20 protein-coding genes and 1 tRNA gene are annotated in these 26422 nt (G+C 47.2%); 3 read left to right on the top strand and 18 right to left on the bottom strand.

Annotated elements, in window-relative coordinates; translation table 11 throughout:
* Positions 1-51: 51 nt before the first annotated feature.
* Both HPS57_RS02855 and HPS57_RS02850 read right to left on the bottom strand, forming a co-directional pair.
* On the bottom strand, positions 52-582 hold the full coding sequence (locus tag HPS57_RS02855; protein ID WP_172180017.1) for an RsmD family RNA methyltransferase: 531 nt from the start codon (positions 580-582) through the stop codon (positions 52-54).
* A gap of 12 nt (positions 583-594) precedes the next feature.
* Positions 595-1392 (bottom strand): DUF3822 family protein, encoded by a 798-nt coding sequence (locus HPS57_RS02850; protein ID WP_172180015.1) that lies wholly within the window; start codon positions 1390-1392, stop codon positions 595-597.
* A 91-nt stretch (positions 1393-1483) separates the two neighbouring features.
* On the opposite strand from HPS57_RS02850, the gene HPS57_RS02845 reads away from it, so the two are divergent.
* Complete coding sequence (locus tag HPS57_RS02845; protein WP_172180013.1) at positions 1484-2971, top strand: ATP-dependent DNA helicase; 1488 nt, start codon at positions 1484-1486, stop codon at positions 2969-2971.
* A gap of 413 nt (positions 2972-3384) precedes the next feature.
* On the opposite strand, the gene HPS57_RS02840 is transcribed toward HPS57_RS02845, so the two are convergent.
* The 16 genes from HPS57_RS02840 to bamG form a co-directional block, all read right to left on the bottom strand.
* Positions 3385-5595, bottom strand: a complete 2211-nt coding sequence (locus HPS57_RS02840; RefSeq protein WP_172180011.1) for an outer membrane beta-barrel family protein — start codon at positions 5593-5595, stop codon at positions 3385-3387.
* Positions 5596-5794: 199 nt separating this feature from the next.
* Positions 5795-6727: a hypothetical protein gene (locus HPS57_RS02835; RefSeq protein WP_172180009.1), complete on the bottom strand. Its 933-nt coding sequence runs from the start codon at positions 6725-6727 to the stop codon at positions 5795-5797.
* Positions 6728-6758: 31 nt separating this feature from the next.
* The gene (locus HPS57_RS02830) at positions 6759-7427 is read right to left on the bottom strand and encodes a PG0215 family putative anti-sigma factor (RefSeq protein ID WP_172180007.1); all 669 of its coding nucleotides are present in this window, start codon (positions 7425-7427) and stop codon (positions 6759-6761) included.
* A complete protein-coding gene (locus HPS57_RS02825; RefSeq protein WP_172180005.1) occupies positions 7424-7957 on the bottom strand; it encodes an RNA polymerase sigma factor in 534 nt (177 codons plus the stop codon). The genes HPS57_RS02830 and HPS57_RS02825 overlap by 4 nt, the downstream gene beginning before the upstream one ends.
* A 70-nt stretch (positions 7958-8027) precedes the next feature.
* Positions 8028-9017, bottom strand: a complete 990-nt coding sequence (locus HPS57_RS02820) for a head GIN domain-containing protein (protein ID WP_172180003.1) — start codon at positions 9015-9017, stop codon at positions 8028-8030.
* 203 nt (positions 9018-9220) lie between these two features.
* The gene (locus HPS57_RS02815) at positions 9221-11611 is read right to left on the bottom strand and encodes a chitobiase/beta-hexosaminidase C-terminal domain-containing protein (RefSeq protein ID WP_172180001.1); all 2391 of its coding nucleotides are present in this window, start codon (positions 11609-11611) and stop codon (positions 9221-9223) included.
* A gap of 231 nt (positions 11612-11842) precedes the next feature.
* Positions 11843-11971 (bottom strand): dehydrogenase, encoded by a 129-nt coding sequence (locus HPS57_RS02810; protein WP_135939911.1) that lies wholly within the window; start codon positions 11969-11971, stop codon positions 11843-11845.
* 10 nt (positions 11972-11981) lie between these two features.
* Positions 11982-13436 carry a DUF4270 domain-containing protein gene (locus HPS57_RS02805; RefSeq protein WP_172179999.1) on the bottom strand — a complete coding sequence of 485 codons (1455 nt, stop codon included), beginning with the start codon at positions 13434-13436 and terminating at the stop codon, positions 11982-11984.
* Between the two features lie 106 nt (positions 13437-13542).
* Positions 13543-14343 (bottom strand): glycogen/starch synthase, encoded by an 801-nt coding sequence (locus HPS57_RS02800; RefSeq protein ID WP_172179997.1) that lies wholly within the window; start codon positions 14341-14343, stop codon positions 13543-13545.
* A 745-nt stretch (positions 14344-15088) separates the two neighbouring features.
* Positions 15089-15502, bottom strand: a complete 414-nt coding sequence (locus HPS57_RS02795) for an acyl-CoA carboxylase biotin carboxyl carrier protein subunit (protein ID WP_216653364.1) — start codon at positions 15500-15502, stop codon at positions 15089-15091.
* Positions 15503-15640: 138 nt separating this feature from the next.
* Positions 15641-17206 (bottom strand): acyl-CoA carboxylase subunit beta, encoded by a 1566-nt coding sequence (locus HPS57_RS02790; RefSeq protein WP_135939915.1) that lies wholly within the window; start codon positions 17204-17206, stop codon positions 15641-15643.
* A 110-nt stretch (positions 17207-17316) separates the two neighbouring features.
* A complete protein-coding gene (gene mce / locus HPS57_RS02785) occupies positions 17317-17721 on the bottom strand; it encodes a methylmalonyl-CoA epimerase (RefSeq protein ID WP_172179995.1) in 405 nt (134 codons plus the stop codon).
* Between the two features lie 25 nt (positions 17722-17746).
* Positions 17747-17819 (bottom strand) — tRNA-Thr (locus tag HPS57_RS02780).
* A 120-nt stretch (positions 17820-17939) separates the two neighbouring features.
* A complete protein-coding gene (locus tag HPS57_RS02775; protein ID WP_172179993.1) occupies positions 17940-19214 on the bottom strand; it encodes a hemolysin family protein in 1275 nt (424 codons plus the stop codon).
* A gap of 54 nt (positions 19215-19268) precedes the next feature.
* A complete protein-coding gene (locus HPS57_RS02770) occupies positions 19269-19928 on the bottom strand; it encodes an LptA/OstA family protein (protein WP_172179991.1) in 660 nt (219 codons plus the stop codon).
* A 40-nt stretch (positions 19929-19968) separates the two neighbouring features.
* Positions 19969-21249, bottom strand: coding sequence for a BamG family beta-barrel-assembly machinery protein (gene bamG, locus HPS57_RS02765; RefSeq protein ID WP_172179989.1), 1281 nt, complete (start codon positions 21247-21249; stop codon positions 19969-19971).
* A gap of 116 nt (positions 21250-21365) precedes the next feature.
* On the opposite strand from bamG, the gene HPS57_RS02760 reads away from it, so the two are divergent.
* Positions 21366-22556, top strand: a complete 1191-nt coding sequence (locus HPS57_RS02760; protein ID WP_172179987.1) for an Lnb N-terminal periplasmic domain-containing protein — start codon at positions 21366-21368, stop codon at positions 22554-22556.
* Between the two features lie 432 nt (positions 22557-22988).
* Positions 22989-26390, top strand: coding sequence for a preprotein translocase subunit SecA (secA, locus tag HPS57_RS02755; protein ID WP_172179985.1), 3402 nt, complete (start codon positions 22989-22991; stop codon positions 26388-26390).
* Positions 26391-26422: the final 32 nt, after the last annotated feature.

Below are 26422 nucleotides of genomic sequence, written 5' to 3'. Positions count from 1 at the left end.
TTATCGACAATACTGACAGTGCTGACAATATTGGCATTACTGTCCTTGTTGTTATCTGAACAATGTGAAATTCACACTGCCATAGGAGCGGTGCTCCATGAATCGCGGATGGTTGGAGAAATCATACTGTTTCCCATGCTCAAAGACAAAGATTCCGCCCTCGGCAAGAATCCCTTTGCCAAGCACAAGATCCGGAATCTCAGGCAGTTCCTTCAACGCATAAGGTGGGTCGGCAAAGATGAAGTCAAACTGCTGACGGCAGGACTTAAGGAAACGGAACGCATCGCCACGCACAAGACTGCACGTGTCGATGTCCAGCTTCTGCAAGCACTGGCGTATGAAATTCGCATGGTCACGGTCTGCCTCCACACTTACCACTTGGCGGCATCCTCTTGAAATAAGCTCCAAAGAGATGCTGCCCGTGCCGGCGAAAAGGTCAAGTGCGAGGGCACCGTCAAGGTCAAGATAACCTTGAATGACATTGAAGATGTTCTCCTTTGCAAAGTCCGTTGTAGGCCTTGCCTTGAACGTGCGAGGAATGTCAAACCTCCTGCCTTTGTAAATTCCTGTTATTATTCTCATTGTCTCTGTCTCCTAAGCGTTCATGGAAAATGTCACAATATCATACGCCACGTTCGGAATCTTTGTCACCGGAGCACGGTTGAATTCCGCAGACGGGTTGATTGGGAAAACGTTGCTGACATACTTGCGCAACTCTTCGCGCAGCGCATCCGGTTCCTGTATGTCACCAACGATGTAGAGTTCGTCCTTCTTGTTGTTCATTGCAAGCTGCTGCCATACATAAAGTATGAAATAAGCCGCATCGGTTACTGATGTCGCCCGGAACTCGTTCATGAACCGGAAGCGATTCTTGCTGAACCCAAACACTGCCAAACGGCGGTCGTGGAAGTACGCAAACAGCTTCTTTGTCTGTCCGACATAGCTGCGCTGGTGCAGATGCTGCCATACCGGTGCAAGCAGCGGTGCTATGCGAACGTCACTGAAATGGTCGCTGATGACCATCTTCAAGTCCTTGTTCATGGCGAAAACGGCGACACAGTTTAGCTCCGGCATGACATGACTGACAATAGCCCTTCCGGAACTGATGTTCAGTCCGTTGGCTGTCGTGCTTTCCGGGAAAGTATGGTTGTAAAAGATTTCTGTCAGGCTCTCATCGTATTCCTCCATCGGAATGAGCAATATGTTGGCATCAATAAGGACCTGCACCCTGTCGCCAGCATCCGTCAGTGTCTCACTGTCACGGAAAGCCTCGCGCAGATTGGCAGCCATGGACATGCCGCTCTTCACGGTGTAAGGCTCATAAATGCCTTCCGGAGACATGAATGCGAGTGACTGTTGTCCGATGCGTATGATTGTTCGTGGTTGCTTCATAAATGCAAAGGTACTTATTTTTGGCCACAAATGGCACAAGAAGACTCATGAATTTTTGGTATAGTGATAAATTTTAAGTAATTTTGCAATCATGATTGAACAAGAATGGGCATACCAGATAGAAAGCTGCCTGCCTTTCTCGCCGACAGCGGGGCAGGGCATGGCGGTGGCGGTTTTCAGCCGTTTCATGACTGATGCGAGTCCCGATGTGGCAATGTTGCTGCGCGGCTCTGCCGGTACGGGCAAGACAAGTGTCGCCCGCGCCATAGTCCGTGCCATGACCGCCATGAAGCAGAAGGTTGTGCTGCTTGCGCCGACAGGCCGTGCGGCGAAGGTTTTCGAGCAGGGAATAGCCGGAGGTGCGACACATGCCTACACCATCCACCGCAAGATTTACCGGCAGAGGGCGTACATGTCCGATGCGTTCACGCTTGCCGACAACATGCATACGGACACAATTTTCATGGTTGATGAGGCTTCGATGGTCAGCACTTCGGAGTTGGGAGTGAGTGGGGCTTTCGGGGCAGGCAACCTGCTTGACGACCTTGTGCGCTATGTCTATTCTGGCAGAAACTGCCGCCTTGTCCTCATAGGCGACACTGCACAGCTGCCGCCTGTCGGCTGTGAGGAGGCTCCTGCACTGGTTTCCGGCTACATTGCAGGCTACGGTCTGACGGTCTACGATTATGACTTGACGGAGGTGCTGCGCCAATCGCAGGAGTCGGGCATACTGTGGAATGCCACGATGCTGCGCAACCTTATCACTCATGATGACATGACACAGCTGCCGAAGATAAGGTTTGATGGTTTTGCCGACATAACAATATGTCCGGGAAATGAACTGATTGACTCGCTTGGGTCGAGCTACAGCCGTGTGGGCATGGACGAGACGATAGTCATAACGCGCAGCAACAAGCGTGCAAATGTCTACAATCTCGGCATAAGAAACCAAGTGCTTGACCGTGAGGAGGAATTGTCATCCGGCGATTCGGTGATGATTGTGAAGAACAACTATTTCTGGACGGAGACCATAAAAGCCGAAATGGGAAAGGAAGAGAAGGAGGATGACAATCTGCCGCCGTTCCTTGCCAATGGCGACCGTTGCGTGGTGCGGCGCGTAAGGAACAGTCGTGAACTTTTCGGCTTCCGTTTTGCCGATGTGCTGCTGGAGTTTCCTGACTATAACGGGCTGGAGATTCAGGCGACAACGCTGCTTGATACCTTGCAGAGTGAGGCTCCTGCACTGACCTACGAGCAGCAGGAAACGCTCTTTAACGGTGTGCTTGAGGATTATGCGGACATGTCACGCAAGCAGGATAAGTTCAAGGCATTGAAGGAGGACAAGCATTTCAATGCTTTGCAGATAAAGTACGCCTATGCCGTCACTTGCCATAAGGCGCAGGGTGGGCAATGGGCGCATGTCTATGTCGACCAGGGTTACATGACCGATGACATGCTTTCGCCGTCCTACATCCATTGGTTGTACACGGCGTTCACACGTGCCACGGAACATCTCTACCTTGTCAATTGGAGGGAAGAGCAGACGGAACGGAATCAGCAGGTTGTGGACGAGAATTAGAAAACTCACCGCTTTTTTGCCTCGTGAGAATCGCGTAGAAATAAATTCAGAAAAAAGTCAGGAAAATCGTATGGATTTTGTATTTTGTTATATAACTGTGAATCAATGAATTGCAACTTTTAGCAGAGCAAAATATGCATAAAGACACTGCAATTGGTTACCAAAAACACGCTGAACGGTAACGAATTGCAGTGTTTTTCGTATCGTTCTGCATTGTGAAAGGTTACCGTTTCCAAAGCAAAAACTTATCTTTTACTCCGTGGAAGCATATTTTCAGCTAAAAAAAGCGTTATTTTCCACCTTGCGATTGAAAAAACATTAGAAAACTCAGAAAGAAAATCACAAGAAAGAATTCCGTCCCATAACGATATGCCACGTTATGGGACGGAGTTCTTTATAATAGGGGAGAAGGCTTATTTCTTGCTTACGCCGCCCTCGACATCATCGTTGCTGATTGAGCGGTCAGCCTTCTTCACGCTGGCATTCAACTTGCCGAAGCGGTAGCTGAGGGACAGGCGGCAGCTGCGGCGTGGACCGTAATTGTGGTTTTCAGACAAGTAGTCGCCCTGAGTGACATACGACTTGAAGTCACTGTACTTGTTTCCGAACGGGTTGCTTGCCGAGAGATTCACCGTCAGGCGGTCGTCCTTCAGGAATGAACGCTGAAGGGAAAGGTAGTAGTAATTGTAGTTTGAGGAGTAATATCCATAGACACTGTTCGGTGATTTGCCTACGTTTCCACCACCACCAAGTGTGAAGAAGAGTTTCCAAGGCAGCTTCTGCCGCAGGTTGCCATAGTAGTAGGCTGACCATTTGCTTATCTTCAGCTGCATGTTCTCGTTCTCATGGATGTTCTTCCCGACTTGTCCGTTGATGTTGAAGCTTGTGCCGTCGATGATTGTCCACTGCACATAGAGCCTTGTGCCGTAGGAGATGGATTTCAGGTTGTTGGCATAAGTGCTGACGATTTTGTCTCCGTCAGTGTACTTTATGCTGCCTATGCCACTGTTGCTGTAGCGGAGGAACGGGGCTACATTGTATGTGAATTTGGCTCCTGTGTGCTGGTAGGTCAGTCCGAGGGTATGCCTTCTGGAACTGTTAAGGCTGCCGTTGCCGTAGGAAATGCTTGTCACACTCTCCGTGACAGCAGGGTTCAGGTAGCTGATTCCCGGGCGGCTGATGCCTGCGGAGTAGCTCAGTTTGATGTTGTCAGAGTCGGAAATCTTGTACTTTATTGTCGCTGACGGCACAAGATCGGAGATGTTCTTTGAGAAACCTTCGGCACTTCCGTCAGGATAATCTACATTGACACGGCTGTATTCGTAGCGCAGTCCTGCCATGGCAGACCATCTTCCGAGGTTCAGGAGATACTGCAAATAGAGTGCGGCGACATGTGTGTCGTGGTTGAAGAGGGCGGATGTGGGAGGCGTATTTCCGTAGAATGTCTGTGAATTGTCGCTCTTGTTACGTCGGAAGATGTATTTCGCGCCGGTCTCAAACTTATGGTGCTTTGCAAACGGACGCACCCAGTCGAGCTGGAATGTATGTTCGGCGAATCTCTGTTTGCTGAAATAGTCGTAGCCTGTATAGCTGACAGGCAGATTAATGGCGTTGCTGTATTCGTAAGATAGTGGGTTTTTGTTGTTTTCCAATGACATGAGATAGGAGAAAGTCAGCACTTCGTCCTTCACTTTTGTTTTGTGCTGATAGTCGAAACGTGTCGAGAAATCGAGATAACGGAAGCCTCCGTTTGACCATGTCCGGGCGTCATAAGCATAGAGTGTGTTGCCGAGAGGGTCGGACATGCGGTAGCTGCCGAAGCTGTTGACACCGATATTATAGGCAAAACCGCTGACGGAGAGCGTGAGAAGGTTCAGCGTGTCGAGGTCAAGGCTTGCTTCGATGTTGCCATAATGGACATCGCCTTTGTTGTTGCTGCGGCCTGTGTCGTGCATAGTGTTGCCACTGTCCTTGTAGTAAGTCTCACTTTCGGAGGTGGAAGAGGACATGGCTTCGCCCTGATGCTGATAGCCGTAGTTGGCGGAGAGGATGAGTTTGCCGGTCTGGGCTGTTATGTATCCGTTGGCATGCGGGTCGTAATGGTCATTCATTCCTGTGCTTACGGAGCCGACAACGCCACCGAAACGGCTGTTGTCCATCATGACGATGTTGAGGATGGCAGAGATTCCCTCGGCGTCATAGCGTGCTCCCGGTTCGGTGATGACCTCGATGCGCTTCACCATTGTTGCCGGCATGGCTTTGAGAACCTCCTTCGGGTTCTTGGTCATGGTAGGGTCAGGTCTGCCGTTTTTGAAGATTTTGAAATCGGAAGAGCCGTTGACCTGTATGTTGTCCTGACCGTCGACAGTGACAAGCGGCACTTTGCGGAGCATGTCCATGACGGTTTTAACTTTGGATTCCTCGTCAGCCTGCACATTGTAGGTCGTGCGGTCAATCTCGTTCTTTATCAGTTGGCGCTGGGATTTCACCACCACCTCGTCGAGTTCCACGTTTGAGTGTACGCCGGTTGTGTCCGTCGTGCTCTGTTTTTCCTTGCCGGCAGTCTGTGCTGCGATAGGCAATGTACATAGAATCAGCAGGGCGGATATGATTGATTTGTTCATAATTGATTGGTAATGATAAAGGTGCAAGTGAGCGATGCCGTCTCTTACGGTCTGTAAATGAAGGGCGGCGATGCCCACTTGCTTATTTATGAAAAGCGTGTCCCGCGGGCTGTCGTCAGCAGACGGGATTGAGAAGAAAAAAATCTCTATTGGGTTATGCAAGCTATTGGCTTGCGTGAGAGTTCTTCAGTTTTCGTGTTTATTTGCCTAAATGTTGATAAGCCTCGTCAAGCATTCCGTTGAGGAACGTGTCAGGATTAGTCTTTTTCATGATGTTCTGCATTTCGTTAATGCTTATCTTGCAGGTGTTGCGCTCGTTCTGGCTGAACTTTTTCCCGTGGTTCTTGCATAGTTCCACAATGTTCATGACGATACCAGTCTGCAAGGATTTCTGCTCAGGATCCTTGATAGCTTCAAGGAATGCGATGCGGAGGTTACCGAATTTGTGGATAGGACTTGTGTTGTTGACCATAGAGAAAGTACCGAGGTATTCTGCCGGATTGCCTTCTTCGGTTACACTGTTGTTGTTGCTGCCTATGATGCGTATGCCGTTCTCATCGAGAATAGTCATTGTTGACGAACCATCGGGACGTGTTGTGGTTATTGTGCGTTTTACTACAGTAGGCTGTTTTGTCACTTTTGCCGGGTTATCGCCATAGATGCGGTAGAGCAGGCATCGCGTTCCGCCGGCATCCTTATACCAGACCATGGCATAGACATAGCGTTTTGTGGCATTGTTCTTGTCATGGACGAACAGCAGGCGATAGTTGTGGGAAGGTCTTGTACAGAAAAGGATGCTATGTTCAAGGTTCGGACCATAGACGACATTGGATTTCTCTGCACTTATCTGTGGAGTCTGGTACAAGGATTTGTATCCGTTGACGGCGTCATCTTCGAATGCCTCTTCCAGTCGTTTTATCTTCTGCGACTGTTTTGAAGGGATGTGCAATTCGGCATAGTGGCAGTATGTCGTTATAGACGTGCCTCTGTCGCTGTCGTCATAGTTGCTTGTCACGACTTTCGTTATGCTTTTGTCGTTGAGCAAAGCATCCATTTCCTTGTTTATGTTCTTTTGCGCTACGGCATTGGCAGCTGTCATTAAGAGTGCTGCTAATATTGTAATCTGTTTCATGTCAGTTTGTTATTATTGCTTATGGGTGTTGTCAGTAGTAGACTTCCTCTTCCTCGATTTGCTCGTCTATGCTCGCGACGGTGGCGGCATATTGGTTCATGATGTCGTTGATGTCACATTGCTGCTGCACATAGACGGCTTTCATCAGCAGGTCCGCTTGGCGTGCTGCCTCTTCAAGGTCAATGGCAGTGGTGCTGTCGGCAGGCTCGGATGCCTGTGCCAGATAAGTGCGTGGAGGTGGGGGAGTGTCGCGATAGCGGTTTCTGTCAATCCTTTTGCGCAAAACCGGTTTGGTTGTGGGCAGTGTGGTCGGGGAAACTTCCATTCTCAGTGTGTCGTTTGTCGCTTCTGTTGCTGTGCTGTCGCTTGTCTCGGCAAAGGCTATGACCGGTGTGTTGCCGGTGGTTTGTGGTACGGCAGAGTCATCGTAAAACCATTGCCACGTGCCGAAAGCAAGCAGAAAGGTGACGGAGGCGGCAATCAGGTGTCGTTTGCGGAGGCTGCCGGCTTGCAGTTTGGGTTCAAACATGGCAAACATTTCACGGTACACTTGCCAGTCCTCGCTGTCAATGCCTTCAGGAGCGGGTCGGCCGCCATGCTTTCTGAAGTAATCAGCAAGCATGCGTTCCTCATCGACGGAAGTCTGTCCGTCCATGTATTTCTGTAGGAATTGTGCTATGTTCTTGTCGGTTATCTTCATTGTCGGTTACGCTTTTTAAGTTCTTCGAATATCTTTCTTCGGGCAGATGACAGCATTGTCGCCACGGAGGCTGAGGTTATGCCCATGATGGCTGCTATCTCGTCGTTGGACTTCATCTCTGTCTGTCTCATCCTCATCACCTGCATTTCTCTGTCAGGCAGTGCGGCAATGCGTTCAAGCAGCCATTGTTCGTCCTCCTTGATTTCGAGTTTGCGGTGTGGAGAGATAGCTTTTGTGTCAGGTGGTTGCCATTCCGTGGTGTCCTCTCCGGTGCGCTTATCCATTGTGACCATAATGGTTGAGGTGCGTTGGGTATGGCGCAGAGTGTCGATGGTGAGGTGTTTTGCGACGGTTGCGGTAAGTCGCATGGCATGTTCCTTGCCATGAAGGTCGTTGTGTATAGCCCACAGTTTCAGCATAGTGTCTTGTGCGACATCGTCAGCATCGTTGGCATGCAGGAAGTGCATGCTTGTCTTCAACGCTTCTTGTCGCAGGGCACCGGCTATTTCCTCAAACTCTTTTTGGTTCATGCTTGTTTCTTGTTCCTTGTGGGTAAGTATTATCCGTGTGAGCTACTGCAGGGTGTTCCTTGTTTTCTGTTTATGGCTGTGCCTCTATTTTTCCTGGAGAATGTGGAGTTCTTGTAGTTCTGGCACTCTTATTGTTTTGGGAATTGGTGATTCTGTTGTATTTCAGTCTGCTGTCGTGTATGTCTCCCATTTTGCTTTTTGTTTTGCGATAGGTGTTTGTAGTGCCGGACAAAGTTATGTCGCCTGTTCCTGTCATACCGGAGTTAAGATTCTCGCATTGCAGGAGATGGACGGAGAGACTGCCGCTGCCATGCAGTTGTGTGTTTGCGTTCTGTGTTGTTACGGCTGCGATTTTCATGTCACCGGTGCCGTTGAGGTTGATGCTTGCGTTGTTGCATTCGAGGTTTTTGATGTCCATGTCTCCGGAACCATTGAGAGAAACGCTGGCATTGACAGTTGTAAGGCGGTCTATATCAAAATCTCCTGAGCCGTTAAGTGTGATGGTGGCTTTTGTGCCGGTCTCCACCTTTTTCATTGAAATGTCTCCACTGCCGTTAAGGCTTGCATTGATGCTGTTGCAGCTGATAGTATTGAACTTTATGTCGCCACTGCCGTGGAGTGCAATCTGCAATCTGTCAGCGTCGATAGGCTTATTGGAAATGAAGTCTCCGCTGCCGATGAGTGCTACTTTTGTCAGTGTTGGAGAGGTGACATAGACTGTAATGGAATCTCTGCGGTTGTTGTTGATTACTCTGACACCGGCGATTTGTTTTGTGCTAACAGTCAGTGCGCCTTTTTTTACTTCTGCACTGATGTCTTTCATGATGTCTGTGTTTCTTGGTGCTCTTATCGTTACCTGACATGGTTTGCCTTGTGTATAGATTACTTTGTAATGGCCTATCAGTGTCACTTCCGTGAAATTGCCAACGGGGATTTTTTTCTCTGTCATGTTATTTGCACCGGCAGCTGTTGCGACTGCGTAGTTGTCCACTGTTTGAGGAATGAATGCAGAGAATGTCAATGCTGCTGCAAGGCAGAGTGTATGTTTTGTTATGCTCATAGGAATCTTTATTAGTGTTGTTTATTTTTGCGGATTGTTTAAGTTCGTACGACGCTTACACTTATATAAACGTATGAGCATAGTATTTCTCAATATGGAGAACCTGTATTTTAACTTATTTTTAGGATAAAAGAAAGAGACTACCCGAAAAAGGGTAGTCTCTTGTTGTATGTTGCCATTAAAGCCGGCTATGCTTTTCTGGCTTATTTTACCATGTACTTCTTGCCGTTCTTGATGACAATGCCCTTAGTGCTGTTGAGCACGCGCTGACCTGCAAGGTTGTATACAGGAGCGTTGATGTCATTCTCTGTTGTGATGTTAGAGATGCCTGTCTCTACATAGTCAACAAGCCAGCGTGGGTCACCGGTCTTGAACTTAGCCTGCTGTGTGCTTTCGCCGATAGTGAAGTCACCGTTAGCAGCGTCCTTGAATGTTGGGTCGGTTGTAAGGATAGAGCCGCTCTTGTCATAACCGGCTTCGCTTTCAGACTTGTCAACGCCTTCGTTGAAATATGTGTTGTTAGCGAACTCCATAGGGTTGCTGCCGTTAAAGCGACCACCTGCCATACGGCGGATGATGTCATTTCCGCAGTTGTACCAAATGTTGTTCTTAATGTCAAACTTTACATACTTCTGTCCTGCAATTGCACTGTAGTTGCCCCACTGTCCGTCAGCCTTGAGAAGACCATTGAATGTGTTGTTCTGATAGTTCATCACCATGAGCTCTGTCGCTGTGTCGAATCCATAACGGTCAAGGCGTGCAGAGTTGTTGTAGCGTACGAAATACTTAGCAACAGCATTGTTTCCGTAGAATGTTGAGTTAGTGATGTTGATGTCCTTTGCGCCACCTGCCTTGAATGAGATGAGTGCTTCATTGTCAACTGCTTCTGTAGCGAACTCCAGTACAGAGTTGTTGACAGTGAGGTCAACAAGACAAATCTTCACATTGTTGTCATAGAGTATAGAACCCTTGATTCCCTTGATTGTAACACCGTCAATCTTGACTTGGTCAATCATCAGGTAATCTTTCTCTCCGGTTTTGCCACCTGTCAGAGATATGAGTGCCGCTGCATTTGCTGTTGCGTCAATAGTAGCACCATTACCGTTGATGATAAGGCTTCCTGCTGTTTCGATAGAAGAACCAAGAATGTATGCTGCATCCTTTGCAAGGTTGATAGTGATGTCACCCATCTTGTCACCAGAAGCTTCGATCTCTGCTTTCTTTGCTGCTACTGCTGCAGCGATGTCGCCTTCTGTCGGCTCGATAGTTGCTGCTATGATTTCAGGAGTACGAGTGATTGTGATAGGCTGGAACTGGATGTTGTCGTTGTATACGCTTATTACACCGATGATGTCGTATGTCTTGCCTTCTGCAGGGGCAGCTATTTCAATGGCGAACTGGTTGTATCCGGCAACATTCTCTTCACCTTTGGCAATAGTGAAATTGTTCTTTTCGTCTGGAACTGTGTATGTCACTCCCTTAAGAGTAACGACCTTGTTCATATTCTCAGCCTTGACATCAGCAAGGTCTGCTGCTTCGTAAGTAACCTCAACAGCATCACCTTCTTTTATACTAAGTGCTGCATCAGGTACTGCCTCAAACAGTTTGTTGTATACAGCAACCTTGCCTGTCCAGCCGCCATTGATGGTCTTGCCTACAAGGACATCTGCAGTCTTCTCGCCACCATTGTCATATACGAGGCTTGCACCAGTAGCATCCTTGATATATACATAGTTCTGTGGTCCATTCTTACCGGACTTTGTTTGCTTTGCAACTACAAGAGCTTCACCGTCAAAGCGGAATGCTGTCTTGTCGGCAACGGCATTAAGTTCTGCAACAGTAGTAATGATTGGATTGACAACGATTTCTTTTGAGATGACAGAACTTGCTTTTTCATCCTTGATGGCGATTGCCTTTACAGTAGTTGTGGCTGTTACCTCGAATGGTTCTGTATAAAGTTTGCTTTCTGCTGTTGGCTCGTCACCATTTGTTGTGTAGTGGATAACTGCACCTTCTGTTGCGCAAGCCAATGTTACTGTTGCTTTTCCAAAATCTGTTGCATCGCCTGTAATGGATGGAGCTGCAACATCTCCGGCAGCAGCCTTCTTGTAGACATTGATTGTGGAAATCTGTGTGTTGTGCTTGGAATTCACTTTCAATACATACACTGTGCCTGCCGCTTGGTAGTTTGCGTCGATTGCGTATGTGTTGGTAACATTTTGAGCACCTGTAGTTTCTGTACTTACCGCAGTTTCATTTACATAAATGTTTTGTTTGACAGATGGAGAAGCTGTACTGGTGCCAACGACCTCAATTTTTTCCACATCGAAATTGAATGCCGGTAATGTAAGTGTGGCATTTGTCTTGCCAAGCATAAGGTAGCCTGAGGTGTTGTAATAATAACCGTCAGGTGCTTCCAATGTAATACTGTAAGTGCCGTTAGTGAATGGTTTGGCTTCTGTTCCTTTGTTTGAAGAACCTTCAGGTAGTCCCCAACCATTTGTGGTGAAGTCCAATGTTACTTCTTGTGCAGACATACTGCCACCTACAAAAGGCAGAAGAAATGCCCAAAGCATGAGTAGTTTTTTCTTCATAATAGTTTTGGTTTTAGGTTAATGAAATTATGTTATTTATCTCGTGTTGCAAATGTAAGCATAATTATTGTGACTGCAAAGACAAAATAAGGATTATTAACAATAAATTGTAAAAATCGATGTTAAAAGGAACAGTGTTTAGAGAAAAATGTTGTTTTCGTGGAGATTATGGTTATGATTACATACTACGGTTTCATCAGTTGCTTATACCATTAAGGTATAAAAACACAATTAGAGCGCCTCGTCTGCCGGGCGCTCTAATTGTCTATTGGTTTTTGGAAGATGTTTTTTCTTGCGCAGCCATTCGGCTTTTTTCTTCAGATAATCTTCGTAGTGGTTTTCCAAGAAATTGTCAGCCATAATGTCTTTGTTATCTTGTGTATCTGCTGTAAACAACGCTTATCTCTATTGCATCAGGGTTGTTCGGACCACCGACAAGTTTTGCTGTAGAGAGCGAGGTGTCAGGTGTTACACTGCTGAGGATTGCTGTCGAATTATACGTTGTATAGTTTGCAGTTACCGGCACAAGGAGCACTTTGTCCCAATTAGGGTGTTTCCTTTTGTATTCCTCTCGTGCAACTGCATCGTCAGGAAGTCGTTTGTATATGGTTTTTACCAACTGTCCGATGTTGTTGAATGTATATCCGTTTGACGAGCTTGAATATGTGGCTACGTAGCTTTTTCTGTTGTCCGCAATCTTTCCGGACGTAAAGAATGATGTGAGTGAATCCTTTTCCAGCATGAGCAGTGTAGCAGGCTTTTGGAATGTGTACTTGTTGTCCATGTTACTGCTGTAGCATCTCATTGTCACCTTTGCGGAGTTGATGGAGTCGTTCTCATGGCCTTTGCAGATTTCCTCAACAGGAAGTGTGAGCAGTGTGGCAATACCTGTCGGTGACTTGATGTAAGTGCAGTTGTTGTCTTTGACAAGCTCCTTTGTTGTTATTGTGTCGGTTATCACCTCTGTAATCTGCTTAACCTCATCGGTGGCATATATAGGGAATATTTTTGTCACTTTGTTTGTTCCATACTGAAAAGTGGCACTGAGCTGTGCAGAGTTGATATATGCCATACATCCGAGACCGTTATCCATTTTGATATAGAATCCCGGGCATACACGATGAATGAAATTGTAAGAGTTCTTGAAATTGTCAGGGCTCTCAAAATACTTTGTCAAGAGATATTCACCGTAGTTTGTGTATTTGTTGCCTTTGGTGTCGGTATATTCTTTGTTTAGCTCAAAATATATGAATTTGCTGTAATTGTTTGCCTGCCGTACAGAGTCGGAGTCATCACAGTTGACTATTGAGAACACTTTAGACACTTTTATCCCGTCGTTGCGTATGTAGCCGTCCTTGATAGGGTCAAGGTTGGAGTAGTATGTCTTTCCTTCCTCCAGTGTCTTATCCATACTCAACTCATAAAGCGTTGCTTTCATAGTCTGCAGTGAGTCTCCATAGAATGCATTACAGTTGAAAGTTATTCCGCAAGACAATGCCTTAGTGTCCACGGAGTCTTCATCATATTCGTAATCATCCTCAATGACATGGAATTGTGTCAGGAGGTTGCTCTGTATGTAAGTTCCTGTCTCAGGGTCTTTCACGATGCCAAGGGCACGTGTGGAACTGCGTGCGATGATAGAGTCAACCCTTACGCTCTGTGATGTTACTTTGTAAACAGCGTCAGAGACTGACATCACATCCTCTATGTTTGTTATGGATGAACCGAGGGTTTCTGTTGTGTCATCACATGCCGTCGCAAGCAGGAGGGCGGCGAGCAATGAGCCGAAAGTTGCGTGAAAATGGAAAAATCCTTTTTTCTTCATTGTTTGTTTGCTAATCAGTTCTTTTGGATTAGGTTATGACGATAATTAGCTACTGGAATACCTTTATCTCTGATTCGTTTGTACTACACCTTTGTTTTTTTACAGATCACAGAGTGTTGTAGAATGCCTTGTAACTTTCAATGAAATCTTCGCCGGGATAAGAAAGATACGGTTTGTTCTTCTCCTGTGCATAGGTTTTCAGTTCCGGAATTATGTCAGAATCTGCTTCAATGATGCCGTCAGAATAGTCTATGGCAAGTTTCTCCAGCTCCTGAAGGTCGAAATTCTCATTGTAACTGCTGAGAGTGTCCTTGGTGACGTCTCCGAATGTCAGGCAATTCTTGAAATTCTCACCGATGATGCCGGTCATGTCGGACTTGTAGAGGCTTGACACTATTTTGCAGTCGCGGAAGCATGGCTCATCTTTGTACGCTTCTTTGACAAACAATGGGACGATGGAGGACATCCAACCCTGGCAATGTATCACATCAGGAGTCCAGCGCAGCTTCTTTACAGTTTCAAGCACGCCTCGTGCAAAGAATATGGCACGCTCTCCGTTGTCAGAGAAGGTCTCGCCATTTTCGTCGTGCTCGATTCCTTTGCGAGTGAAATAGTCGTCATTGTCGATGAAATACACTTGCAGTCTTGAAACCGGGATTGACGCTACTTTGATTATCAGTGGGTGGTCTGTGTCATCGATGATGATGTTCATGCCGGAAAGCCTGATGACTTCATGCAACATGCCGCGTCGCTCGTTGATACAGCCCCATTTGGGCATAAAGGTTCTGATCTCATATCCGTTGCTCTGTATCTTCTCCGGAACGAGCTTTCCCATTGCAGATAATTTGTTCTCTGGGACGTATGGGACGGTTTCTGTGTTGATGAAAAGAATTTTTTTGACTTCCATATAGAAATTTGTGCGAAATATTTCCTCGCAAAGTTACTGAAAATTATTCATAAATAATAATTCACGTCGAATGTTTTATAATTAATTAAGTTTAGATGTTGGTAAATCCAGCTTTTTGTAAATAAAAAACAGCTGTTCGCATCCGATAAAAATCTTTTTCCCCGGACACGAATAATTTGAAATATTGCTGTCCGGTAAAACTCCACAAGTTGTTGTGAAATCACATTTTCATAGGAAATGTTTCGCATAAAATGTGGCGAAGCCACAGTCCTTATGGTAACCGCCGGCTTCAGCCGTGCGGATTAGAGATGATCTCTATTAGTTGTGTGGCAGCGCCACACTCCTTTCTGTTTCAATTCCTTACACCCACAATAAAAGAGTGTGGTTCCACCACACAAAGTGATCTCCTCTGTTTATAGCCGCACGGCTAAAGCCGGGCGGCCGTAAGGATTGTGGCTCCGCCACACTTTACAGCTAAATCCTGTTGCTGTATGCGAGGATAGGGGCTTGTCACAACTGAAACATATGAATGATAATGTGTTGTATATGTTTCGTGACACCAATATTTTCAAATCAATGCAGATGGATTTTTCTGCAGGATTGAAAAAAATCAGCTTTATTATGCACGATGGCCATTGTTGTTTTGTATGACCGTCGTTTCATAATAAAGCTGAATGTTCTGTTCTTGCAGTTCCTGTAAACAAGACTGCCTATGTGTTTGTCAAAAGAGACTCTTGCGCCATGATTACTCAAAAGCTACAAGTGGAGTGTTCTCCATGACAGCCTCGCCTGCTTCTACAAAGATTTTTGCCACTTTGCCATCGCGCTCGGCAACGAGATTGTTGTTCATCTTCATTGCTTCCAGAATGACGAGTGGCTGGTTCTCCTTTACTTCGTCGCCTTCTTTGACAAGAATGTCAATGATTGTGCCAGGCAGTGGTGCTTTCAGCGCATCCTGAAGGTTCGGGCCTTCGTGTTCGGCTTTCGGTGCAGCTTTTGGTGCCGGAGCCTTTACTACAGGGCGTGGCTTTGGTTGTGGCTTTGGCTCAAGTTCTACGTTGTATGCCTCTCCGTTGACAGTGATTTCTACATTGTCACCTTCGATAGTGCCGACGGTTACTTCGTATTTTTTGCCATTAATTGTGTATTTAAATTCCATAATGAATTTTTCTTGTTGATTGTGAGTTTTCCGGATTCCTCGTCGTGTGACGAGTATCCGAAAGCCTCATACAGTGCCATAGCAATGGCAACGTTCACTTCATTGTCCATATGTGTACAATATTCGTACTGAAAAGCATTATGTTGGCATGCATCCGTGCTTCTTGCTTGGGCGTGTCTCACGTTTTGTGGCAAGCTGTGCAAGTCCGCGGCAGATGCGGAAACGTGTGTTGCGTGGCTCGATGACATCGTCAATGTAGCCATATTTTGCAGCCTGATATGGGTTCTGGAAGAGGTCAGAGTATTCCTTCTCCTTCTCTGCAATGAATGCAGCAACATCACCACCTTCTTCCTTTATCTGCTTGATGCCCTTAGCCTGGAGAACGGCAACAGCACCGGAAGCACCCATTACGGCAATCTCAGCAGAAGGCCAAGCGAAGTTAAGGTCTGTCTTCAACTGCTTGCATCCCATTACGATATGAGAACCGCCGTAAGATTTGCGCAGAGTGACAGTAATCTTTGGCACTGAAGCCTCTCCGTAAGCGTAAAGGAGCTTTGCGCCATGGAGGATGACAGCGTTATATTCCTGTCCTGTACCCGGAAGGAAGCCCGGAACATCAACGAGGGAAACGATAGGAATATTGAATGCATCGCAGAAGCGTACAAAGCGTGCGCCCTTACGTGATGCGTTGCAGTCAAGCACACCTGCATAGGATGAAGGCTGGTTAGCAACGATACCAACAGACTGACCGTTGAAACGTGCGAAGCCGACAATGATGTTCTTTGCGTATTTAGGCTGTACCTCGAAGAACTCACCGTTGTCAGTGATTGCCGAGATTACCTTATACATATCGTATGCCTCGTTAGGATTCTCCGGTATGATTTCGTTGAGGATGTCATCCATGCGGTCAATCGGATCGTTGCACTCTACACGCGGAGCCTCCTCCATATTGTTGGAAGGGAGGTAGCTGAGGAGCTGCTTAATCATGGCAAGAGCCTCTTCCTCTGTCTTCGCTGTGAAATGTGTCACACCTGACTTTGTTGAGTGCACACTTGCGCCTCCAAGGTGTTCTGCGTCAACGTTCTCGCCTGTTACGCTCTTTACGACGGCAGGACCGGTGAGGAACATGTATGATGTGTTCTCCATCATCAGAGTGAAGTCTGTGAGGGCAGGGGAGTAGACTGCACCACCGGCACAAGGACCGAAGATGCCGGAAATCTGCGGGATAACGCCTGATGCCTCGATGTTACGCTGGAAAATCTCAGCATATCCTGCAAGAGCGTTGATGCCCTCCTGGATACGTGCGCCGCCTGAGTCATTGATACCGATACATGGCGCACCCATCTTCATTGCCATGTCCATGACCTTGCAGATTTTCTGTGCCATTGTCTCAGAGAGCGAACCGCCGTTTACAGTGAAGTCCTGTGCGAAGACATAGACAAGGCGTCCGTCAATTGTGCCTGAGCCTACAACGACACCATCACCAAGGAACTGCTTCTTCTCCATGCCGAAATTTGTGCAACGGTGGAGTTTGAACATATCATACTCTTCAAAAGAGCCATCGTCAAGGAGCATGTCGATACGCTCACGAGCCGTATATTTTCCACGCTGATGCTGTTTGTCAATGGCTTTCTCGCCACCACCGAGGCGTGCTTTCTCACGCTTCTCGATCAGCGCCTTTATTTTTTCTACCTGTACTGACATTGTTGTGAATGTTTATTATAAGTAAAATAAATTAATTCGGATTAATGTTTCATATAAACAGAATATGCCGTCTCCTGGCACAAATGTCGGAAACGGCAGTTTCTGTTTTATTAGTGCTCGCAGAGTTCTGTCAGGATTCCGCAAGTTGACTTCGGATGAAGGAAAGCTATGTTAAGGCTCTCTGCGCCTTTGCGTGGAGCTTTGTCAATAAGACGGATCTCCTTGCTGTCGCACTCGGCGAGAGCGTTTGCCACGCCGTCTTCAACGCAGAATGCAACATGGTGCACACCTTTGTTGCCTTTGTCAAGCCACTTTTGTATTGTTGATTCCGGAGATGTTGGCTCAAGAAGCTCAAGTTTTACCTCTCCGCAGCGGAGGAAAGCTGTTTTTACTTTCTGGTCTTCAACTACTTCTGTAGCGTAGCATTCAAGTCCGAGAACGTCTGTGAAATAAGGAAGTGCTTCCTCAATGCTTTGGACAGCTATGCCCAAATGCTCAATGTGTGAAATCTTCATGTTTAGTTTAGATTTTTTAGTGTTGAGCCGATAACGAGACTCGAACTCGTGACCCACGCATTACGAATGCGTTGCTCTACCAACTGAGCTATATCGGCCGATAAATCGTTGCAAAATTACTCATTTTTGCGTAAGAACGTAGTGATTCCTGCCAATAATTAGGATTTCTTAACCCAAAATCCTTTTATTTGACTAATCTTGTTATGAGTGGTGACCGTTTACCGCTCTTTTCTTGCATCATCGACTTTCAGGCGTACAAGCTCAATCTTTGTCATGGTGTTTTTGACAATCTTGAAAGAGTAGGAGTCTATCTTCACGATTTCGTTGAGCTTCGGGAAGTTTTGGTATTCGTGCAGAATCAGTCCGCCGATGGTCATGTATTCGTCGCTTTTTGGCAGTTCCAACTGGAACATTTCATTGACTTTGTCTATCTCAAGTCGTGCGGAGAGGACATATTCATTGTCCGAGATTTTCTTCGCGATATATTTTGAATTGTCATGCTCGTCTTCTATCTCGCCGAATATTTCTTCCACAATGTCTTCAAGACATACAATGCCAGAAGTACCGCCAAACTCGTCAACGACAATGCCGATGCTCTTCTTCTCCTGCAGGAACATCTGCATCATTTTCTTTGCCGCCATTGTTTCAGGCACAAAAGACATTTCGCGCAGGTGCTTCCTCCATTCGGAAGGGGCGCGGAACATCTCCGAAGAGTGTATGTAGCCTATGATGTGGTCGATGTCCTCATGGTAGACTATAATCTTGGATTTGCCGCTCTCTATGAATTTCTGCATCAGTTCCTCCTGTGTGCAGTCCACGTCAACAGCAGTGATTTCAGTTCTCGGAACCATACAGTCCCTTACCTTTGTGTCGGAAAAGTCAAGCACGTTCTGGAACAGTTCCACCTCTGTCTCCAGCTGTTCCGGTGTTTCCGTGTGGTCGATTGACGATTGTACGAGGTAGTCGAGGTCTACTCTTGTGAAGACATCATCCTGCTGTCCGCTTTCAATCTTGATTCCTGCAATGCGGAGACAAATGCGGCTGAGCATTGTTGCAAACCGTGATATTGGCCACAATATTATATAGAAGAACAATGCAGGATAGGCAAAGAACTTAAGCAAATAGTTTGGGTTGCTTTTGAATATTGTCTTTGGCAGGAATTCTCCTGTGAACAACACTACAAGCGTTGATGCAATCGTGTCAAGGAACACTCTCATCTCCGGTTCAAAACCGGCGAAAAGTGTTGCGTCAAACAGTTTTGCGAAGAGTATGCCGTACAGTACAAGTGCAATGTTGTTGCCGACAAGCATTGTCGACACGAAATTGTTTGGATGCTTGTAGAATATCTCAAGAGGTTTGCTTGCTACGGCATCGCGTTCCTTGTCCATTTCAAGCAACATCCTGTTGGAGGACACAAATGCTATCTCCATTCCTGAAAAGAATGCAGAGCACAGCATTATAACAAGTATTGCGATGATTAAAAAAGTGTACACCTTAATATATTATACTTTAGTAGATGTCTTTGTTGGTTGTGTATGTGTGGCTGTTCAGGGTTGTGGTGCGGAGGATCTCTTTGTAGGAGCTGTCTGCAAACGCTTTGGCTGCATGGTGGTGTCTGCCGGCGTTGCGCTGTTGTCTGCCGGTGCGCTCTCTTCTTCTCCCATTCCCATATCTGCACTTTCAAACGAGCCTTTTGAGTTTGTCACCATGTATTTTGTCATGTTCTCGTTGCTGCGGAAATACGTTCCCTGCATTGTTCTTTCCGGAGTGATAACCTTGGAGAACAAGTGGCTGTAAAACTCATGGCTTACTTGATCCCAAAAAAGCTCTTCACTGGCAAAATGTAGACTGTCAGCGGTGCGTATGCGAACTCTTCCACGGAGTTCCCAAAGCCGTTTCTGGTCGTAGTAGTAGGCTGTGTCGCATTGCACGAAGGCTTGTATTTGGAATTTCTTGTCAAACTGTTCCATAAAGAGTCCCTTGTGGAAGATCCACCGCGACGGATTCCTTACAGTGTTCACCTCCCATTCCTCTGCCACAATCTTGTATTTCATTATGCCGGAGTCGGAAATGAGAGTGTTCACACCGTAGCTTGTCATCATGGACACGGAGTCCTTGTCATAGATGGCAGCTGCCGTGTGTTCTTTCTCGCCTTGGCAAGCTAGAACAAGAGGGAAGAGCAAAGACAGATACAATATCCTCTTCATAGCCCGTTCGTGTTTGTTTCCAATATGTTCTCTGTTTGGGTTAGTCGAGCTTCCACTTCATGAACCAGCGTTCGTTGAATGTTATGCCAAGGTTGATGCGGAAAGTGTTCTCCTTGATGAAACCGTTGGCGGATGTGTTGCACCATTGTGCAGAAATGTTGAGTATGGAGCGGTTGTTCCAAGCGTTGGTGATAGGAAGACCGAAACCGATAGACGCGGAAAGCTCCTTCGGACCGTCATGTCCGTTGATTGTGGTGTAAGGTGTTGCGTAGCTCACTCCGGCGCGCACGCGTACTCTGTCAAGATACTTTCGGCTCATGATGTTGTTCACGAACTCACCGCCAAGCGTTATCTTGTGTCTGTCTTTCAGGATATTGTCGGCAAGAACATAGTCGCCTTGCACAAGGTCAGGGAACTGTTTCTTGCCCCATTGCTGGAGAGTGTAGTCGACTCCGACTTTCAGCTTCTTGCCATAGGAGTATGTCAAACCGGCATTAATCTGTGTCGGAAGGAAGAGACCTTTGTCTATTGAATATTGCGTTGTATCCGCAATGCCCGTTGAATTGTCGGTATGTATCTGGCTCATGTCTGCACTTCCACCGAGATTATGTCCCGGTGTGAACGATGCGCCGACAGTCACGGCGTTCTTTTTGTCGATGTTTACCTCGTATTGCAAGCCGACATCAAGCCTGTAACTTCTTGCCGAACTGTTATAGTACCTGTTTGTCGTACTGTTGCTTGTCTCTGCAAATGTTTCGGTAACACTCTTTGACAGCGTTCCCCATACATACGCGATGTTGGCACCGATTGACAAACCTTTCAAAGGTGTCTGCCAGCCCGCTCCGACATAGAACTGCCTGATGCCGCCACTGCCATTGTATGTCGTCATAAAGTCCGGTGCGTTAGGACCGACAGACTTGCCGTTTGTGTGGTAGTTGTAGCCAACATTGGAGTATGGCAGTATGCCGGCGCTGATGCCAAGGCCTTTCGCCGCACGGAATCCCATGACGGCATAGTCGAAGTTTGAGTTGTAGGCATTGCGCTTAGTGCCGTTCTCGTTGAAGTTTGTCACATGCAGTGACGCGCCGACATCAAAGATGAATGTCAGCGAATCAACGTTCGAGTAAGAAGCCGGGTTGGCGTAGTTCACTTGGTTTCCATCGCGGAAGCCCTGTGCAACACCATTCATGCCCTTGTTGAAGCCCGTGGCTTGGTCGTTGAGAGTTCCGACACCGAACTGGCTGTATGGTGAGTTTGTGCCGCTCTGCGCCATTGCCGCCAAAGGGGCGAGGAGCAGGAACGGAAGGAGTAGATTCTTCATAAATATTATTAAATTATCCTTTAAATTAGGATGTAAAATCAAAATTTGTTGCAAATTTACCATTTTTTTTGGATATAAATGCACGTTTTATAAGAAATATAAGTTATTTTTGCATCGTGAAACATTTATATGCGATTTTTGTGGCAGCTTTTCTGCTGCTTTTTGTCCCTGCGAAAGGATTTGCGCAGGGTGGGGTGGAACCGGATTCTGTCCACATCTATCTTCTGACGTGCTCGCCGCATCAGGAGGTGTACAGCCTTTATGGGCATTCTGCAATGCGTGTCGAGAACCGCCGGACGGGTGAGGATATTGCCGTGAACTATGGCATGTTCAATTTCGACAAACCGTTTTTTGTGCTCCGTTTCGTGTTCGGTCTTACGGATTATGAGATGGGTGTGTGCCCTTTTGAAGCGTTCAAGCGTGAGTATATGTATCACGGAAGCAGCGTCGTCCAGCAGGAACTGAACCTTACGGCTTCTGAAAAGCTGCGCGTGCTTGCAGCCTTGAACAAGAATTGGCTGCCCGAAAACAGGATCTATCGTTACAATTATTTCTATGACAACTGTACAACCCGTGTGCGTGACATCGTGGAGTCCTGCATCGACGGCAAGGTTGTCTATGGCGGTGAGGTGCCAAAAGGCACAACGTTCCGCACGATGATTCATGACATGAACGGTGATTGGCAGTGGGCGAGACTTGGCAATGACATGCTTCTTGGTGTGGGTGCCGACAAGGAGCTTAGTATGTCGGAATATCAATTCCTGCCACATTCAATGCTTTCTTCCGCAAATAGTGCGTATATTATTGATAAACATGGTAATAAAAGACGTTTTGTAAAGTATGAAAGTGAAGTTGTTGAAGCCGGTGTTCAGGTTGTTGAAGGCGGTTTTCCGTTGAGCCCTGTGCAGTGTGCCGGCATACTCCTTGTGGTGACTTTGGTCGTTTCTTTTGCCGAATGGCGCACAGGCAAATACCTGTGGTTGTATGATGCAGTTTTGGAGGGCGGCTTGGCGTTGTGCAGCATTGTGATGGTGGCAATGCTTTTCTCGCAACATCCGACGGTGAGCCTCAATGCACAGATACTTTTGTTCAATCCGCTTGTCCCGCTGTTTGCGGTGCGTGCGATACGTTTCTGGTGCAAAAGAAAGATACATTGGTTGTGGCTTGTGCAGATAATCTGTGTCTGCCTCCTGCTTGTCGTTTACAGTTTCGGCATCCAGTGGATAGACATGTCGGTGCGTCTCCTTGCGCTTTCGGTCCTTGTCCGTTGTGGGATGAAAATGAAGGCGTATCGGGTGACAAAGTGAAAGGTTGCCTTTTGTCATGCAAAGTGTTACCTTTGATCTTGTAATTCGTTACCTTTTACAAGGTAAAGTGTAACCTTTTGCTAAATCTGTCGTTGTTTAACATACGTTAGGTTTTAGGTAAAGCGAAATATGTGTTTTGCTTTACGTTTTGCTGTTGAATGCTGGATTTGTTGCGCATACTGTCATGAGGCGGTTTTCTGGTGGATGTTTCCGGTGGGACATGCCACTTTGGCATGCCGTGTGGCATGCTTCACGCCGTGGCATAACATTGAGGCGGATAAAACTAACTTAAATATATTTAATTATGTATGCTTGCCTTTTTGACGTTTTTGCCGTTTGGATTTTTTTTGTTAACTTTGCACCTAATTGTTGATATTGGCATGGATGTTGCCAGATAACAGTTGAAACGGAAATAAAAACAAAAAACATAAAATGAACTTTACAAAATTTTTGCAGTCGCTGTTCGGTAATAAGTCGACACGCGATATGAAGCTCATACAGCCTTACGTCGAGAAGGTGAAGGTGGCGTATGAGGAAGTCAGGATGCTGGACAACGACCAGCTCCGCGCCAAGACAAAGGAACTCCAGTTGTTTATCCATGAGAAAGGCGTGGAGAAGCAGAAACAGATAGAGCAGTTGAAGGCGTCTATAGAGCAGACTCCTATTGATGAGCGTGAGCCAATCTTCAACGAGATTGACAAACTGGACAAGGAGGTGCTTGACCTTTACGAGGAGGCACTTAACGAAGTTATGCCTGTCGCATTCTCCATTGTGAAGGAGACTGCACGCCGTTTCGCCGAGAACGAGGAGACCATCGTCACTGCCACAGATTTTGACCGTGAGCTTGCTGCCAATTCGGCTAACGACTTTGTCACCATCGACGGTGACAAGGCTATATACCACAACCATTGGACAGCGGGCGGAAACGACCTGAAATGGGAGATGGTGCATTACGATGTGCAGCTCTTCGGTGGTACAGTGCTTCATCAGGGAAAGATTGCCGAGATGGCTACCGGTGAGGGCAAGACACTCGTCGCTACGCTCCCTGTGTTCCTTAACGCCCTGACAGGCAACGGTGTGCATGTGGTCACTGTCAATGATTATCTTGCAAAGCGTGACTCCGAGTGGATGGGTCCTCTCTACGAGTTCCATGGTCTTTCCGTTGACTGTATAGACAAGCATCAGCCAAACTCTGACGAGCGCCGCAAGGCTTATAACGCTGACATCACTTTCGGTACGAACAATGAGTTCGGTTTCGACTACCTGCGTGACAATATGGCACTCTCTCCGTCTGACCTCGTGCAGCGCCGCCACAACTATGCCATAGTCGATGAGGTCGACTCCGTGCTCATCGACGACGCGCGTACTCCGCTTATCATTTCCGGTCCTGTGCCAAAGGGCGATGACCAGATGTTCGAAGAGTACCAGCCACTTGTCGAGCGACTTGTGAATGTGCAGCGTCAGCTTGCCACACAGTATCTTGCCGAGGCTAAGGCGAAAATCTCTGAAGGCACAAAACTTCTTGAGGAGGGCAAGAAAAACGAGGGCAATGCGCTCTGTGACGAGGGTTTCCTCTCATTGTACCGCTCTTATAAGGCTCTTCCAAAGAACAAGCCGCTTATCAAATATCTCTCCGAGGAAGGTATAAAGGCAGGTATGCTGAAGACCGAAGAGCATTACATGGAGAACAACAACCGCAGGATGCCTGAGGCTGTTGAGCCACTGTTCTTCGTTGTTGACGAGAAGATGAACTCCTGTGACCTTACCGACAAGGGTACAGCATGGCTTGCAGGAGAGGTCAAGCAGGAAGACCTCTTTGTCATTCCTGACATAACTTCTGCGCTTTCTGCACTGGAGAATGAGAAGAATCTCTCTGAGGAGGAGCGTTTGGAGAAGAAGGATGCAATGATGGCATACTATGCCATACAGTCAGAACGTGTGCACACACTGCAGCAGCTCCTTAAGGCTTACTGCATGTTCAACAAGGATGATGAGTATGTTGTCATAGACGGACAAGTGAAGATTGTCGACGAGCAGACAGGCCGTATCATGGAAGGACGCCGCTGGTCTGACGGACTTCATCAGGCTGTCGAGGCAAAGGAGCATGTGAGAGTGGAGGCTGCTACACAGACTTTCGCCACAATCACCTTGCAGAACTATTTCCGCATGTACCACAAACTGGCGGGCATGACCGGTACAGCGTCTACCGAAGCCGGTGAGTTCTGGGACATCTACAAACTGGATGTTGTGGAGATTCCTACAAACCGCCCTATCGCGCGCTTTGACCTTGAAGACCGTGTCTATAAGACAGCGCGTGAGAAATACAATGCAGTCATAGACGAGGTTGTCGAGATGCGTGAGGCAGGACGCCCGGTACTTGTGGGTACTACATCCGTTGAAATATCCGAGCTTCTCTCACGTATGCTCAAAATGCGCAACATACCGCATCAGGTGCTTAATGCGAAACTGCATCAGAAGGAGGCGGACATTGTCGCTCTCGCAGGTCAGTCGACAAAGGGACTTGTCACTATCGACGGCAAGCAGGAGGAGCGTCTTCTCGGTGCGGTGACCATTGCCACTAACATGGCAGGTCGTGGTACCGACATCAAGCTCTCTGCAGAGGTTAAGGCGGCAGGTGGTCTGGCAATTATCGGTACGGAACGCCATGAGAGCCGTCGTGTTGACCGTCAGCTTCGAGGTCGTGCCGGTCGTCAGGGTGATCCGGGTTCTTCCGTGTTCTATGTCTCTCTTGAGGACAAACTGATGCGTCTTTTTGCTTCCGAGCGTATCGCATCTGTCATGGACCGTCTCGGATTCAAGGAGGGTGAGCGTATCGAAAGCTCAATGATTACCAATGCAATCGAGCGTGCGCAGAAGAAGGTCGAGGAGAATCATTTCGGAACACGTAAGCGTCTGTTGGAATATGATGACGTGATGAACAAGCAGCGTACCGTTATCTATGAGAAGCGCCGTCATGCTCTTATGGGCGAGCGTATAGGAATGGACATCGCAAACCTTATCTGGGATCGTGTCGTATCTATCACAGAGAACAACGATTACGTTGGTTGCCGTGAGCAGTTCCTTAAGGTTCTTGCCATGGAATGTCCGTTCACAGAGGATGAACTGAAGTCAGGAAAGTTTGCAGAACTGGAGGAGCGTGCTTTCCAGGCTGCCATGGAGTCATTCAACCGTAAGACAACACGCATCCGTGAGCAGGCTTGGCCTACAATAAAGGCTGTGTATGAGGAGCAGGGACATATCTATACACGAATCGTTGTGCCTGTCACTGACGGCAAATTTGTCTATCAGTTGCCTTGCGACCTTAAGGAGGCTTACGAGACAGAGTGTGCTTCCATCGTCAAGCAGTTTGAGAAGACAACAATGCTCCGTATCATCGATGATGCATGGAAAGAGAATCTGCGTCAGCTTGATGAACTGAAGCACTCTTCACAGAATGCAAGCTATGAGCAGAAAGACCCGCTTCTCGTCTTCAAACTTGAGAGCGTGAAGTTGTGGGACAACATGATTAATGACATGAATGACCGTATGGCATCCATCCTGATGAGAGGACAGCTGCCGGAGCAGAACAGGGAAGAGGTTCGTGAGGCTGCACCTGAGGAGAGGCAGCAGCGCTTCCAGGAGTCAAAGGATGACGCTGATAATCCGGGACAGAACGAGATGTCGGAGACTCAGCAGCAGATGCGTCAGGCTGTACAGCAGCAACAGCAGGTGAACCATACTCCTGTTGTGCGTGACAAGATGCCTCGCCCTAATGACCTTTGTCCTTGCGGTTCAGGCAAGAAATTCAAGAAATGCCACGGTAAAGGACTTTAACCGATATGCCGGACCCTGACGAATGGTGTCCG

Origin of the sequence: Palleniella intestinalis (assembly GCF_013166595.1) — a bacterium.
In the GTDB taxonomy this organism is placed as follows: Bacteria; Bacteroidota; Bacteroidia; order Bacteroidales; family Bacteroidaceae; genus Prevotella; species Prevotella intestinalis.
Note: the sequence above shows the minus strand (reverse complement) of the source record. Positions and strands in the feature narration are given on the sequence as shown.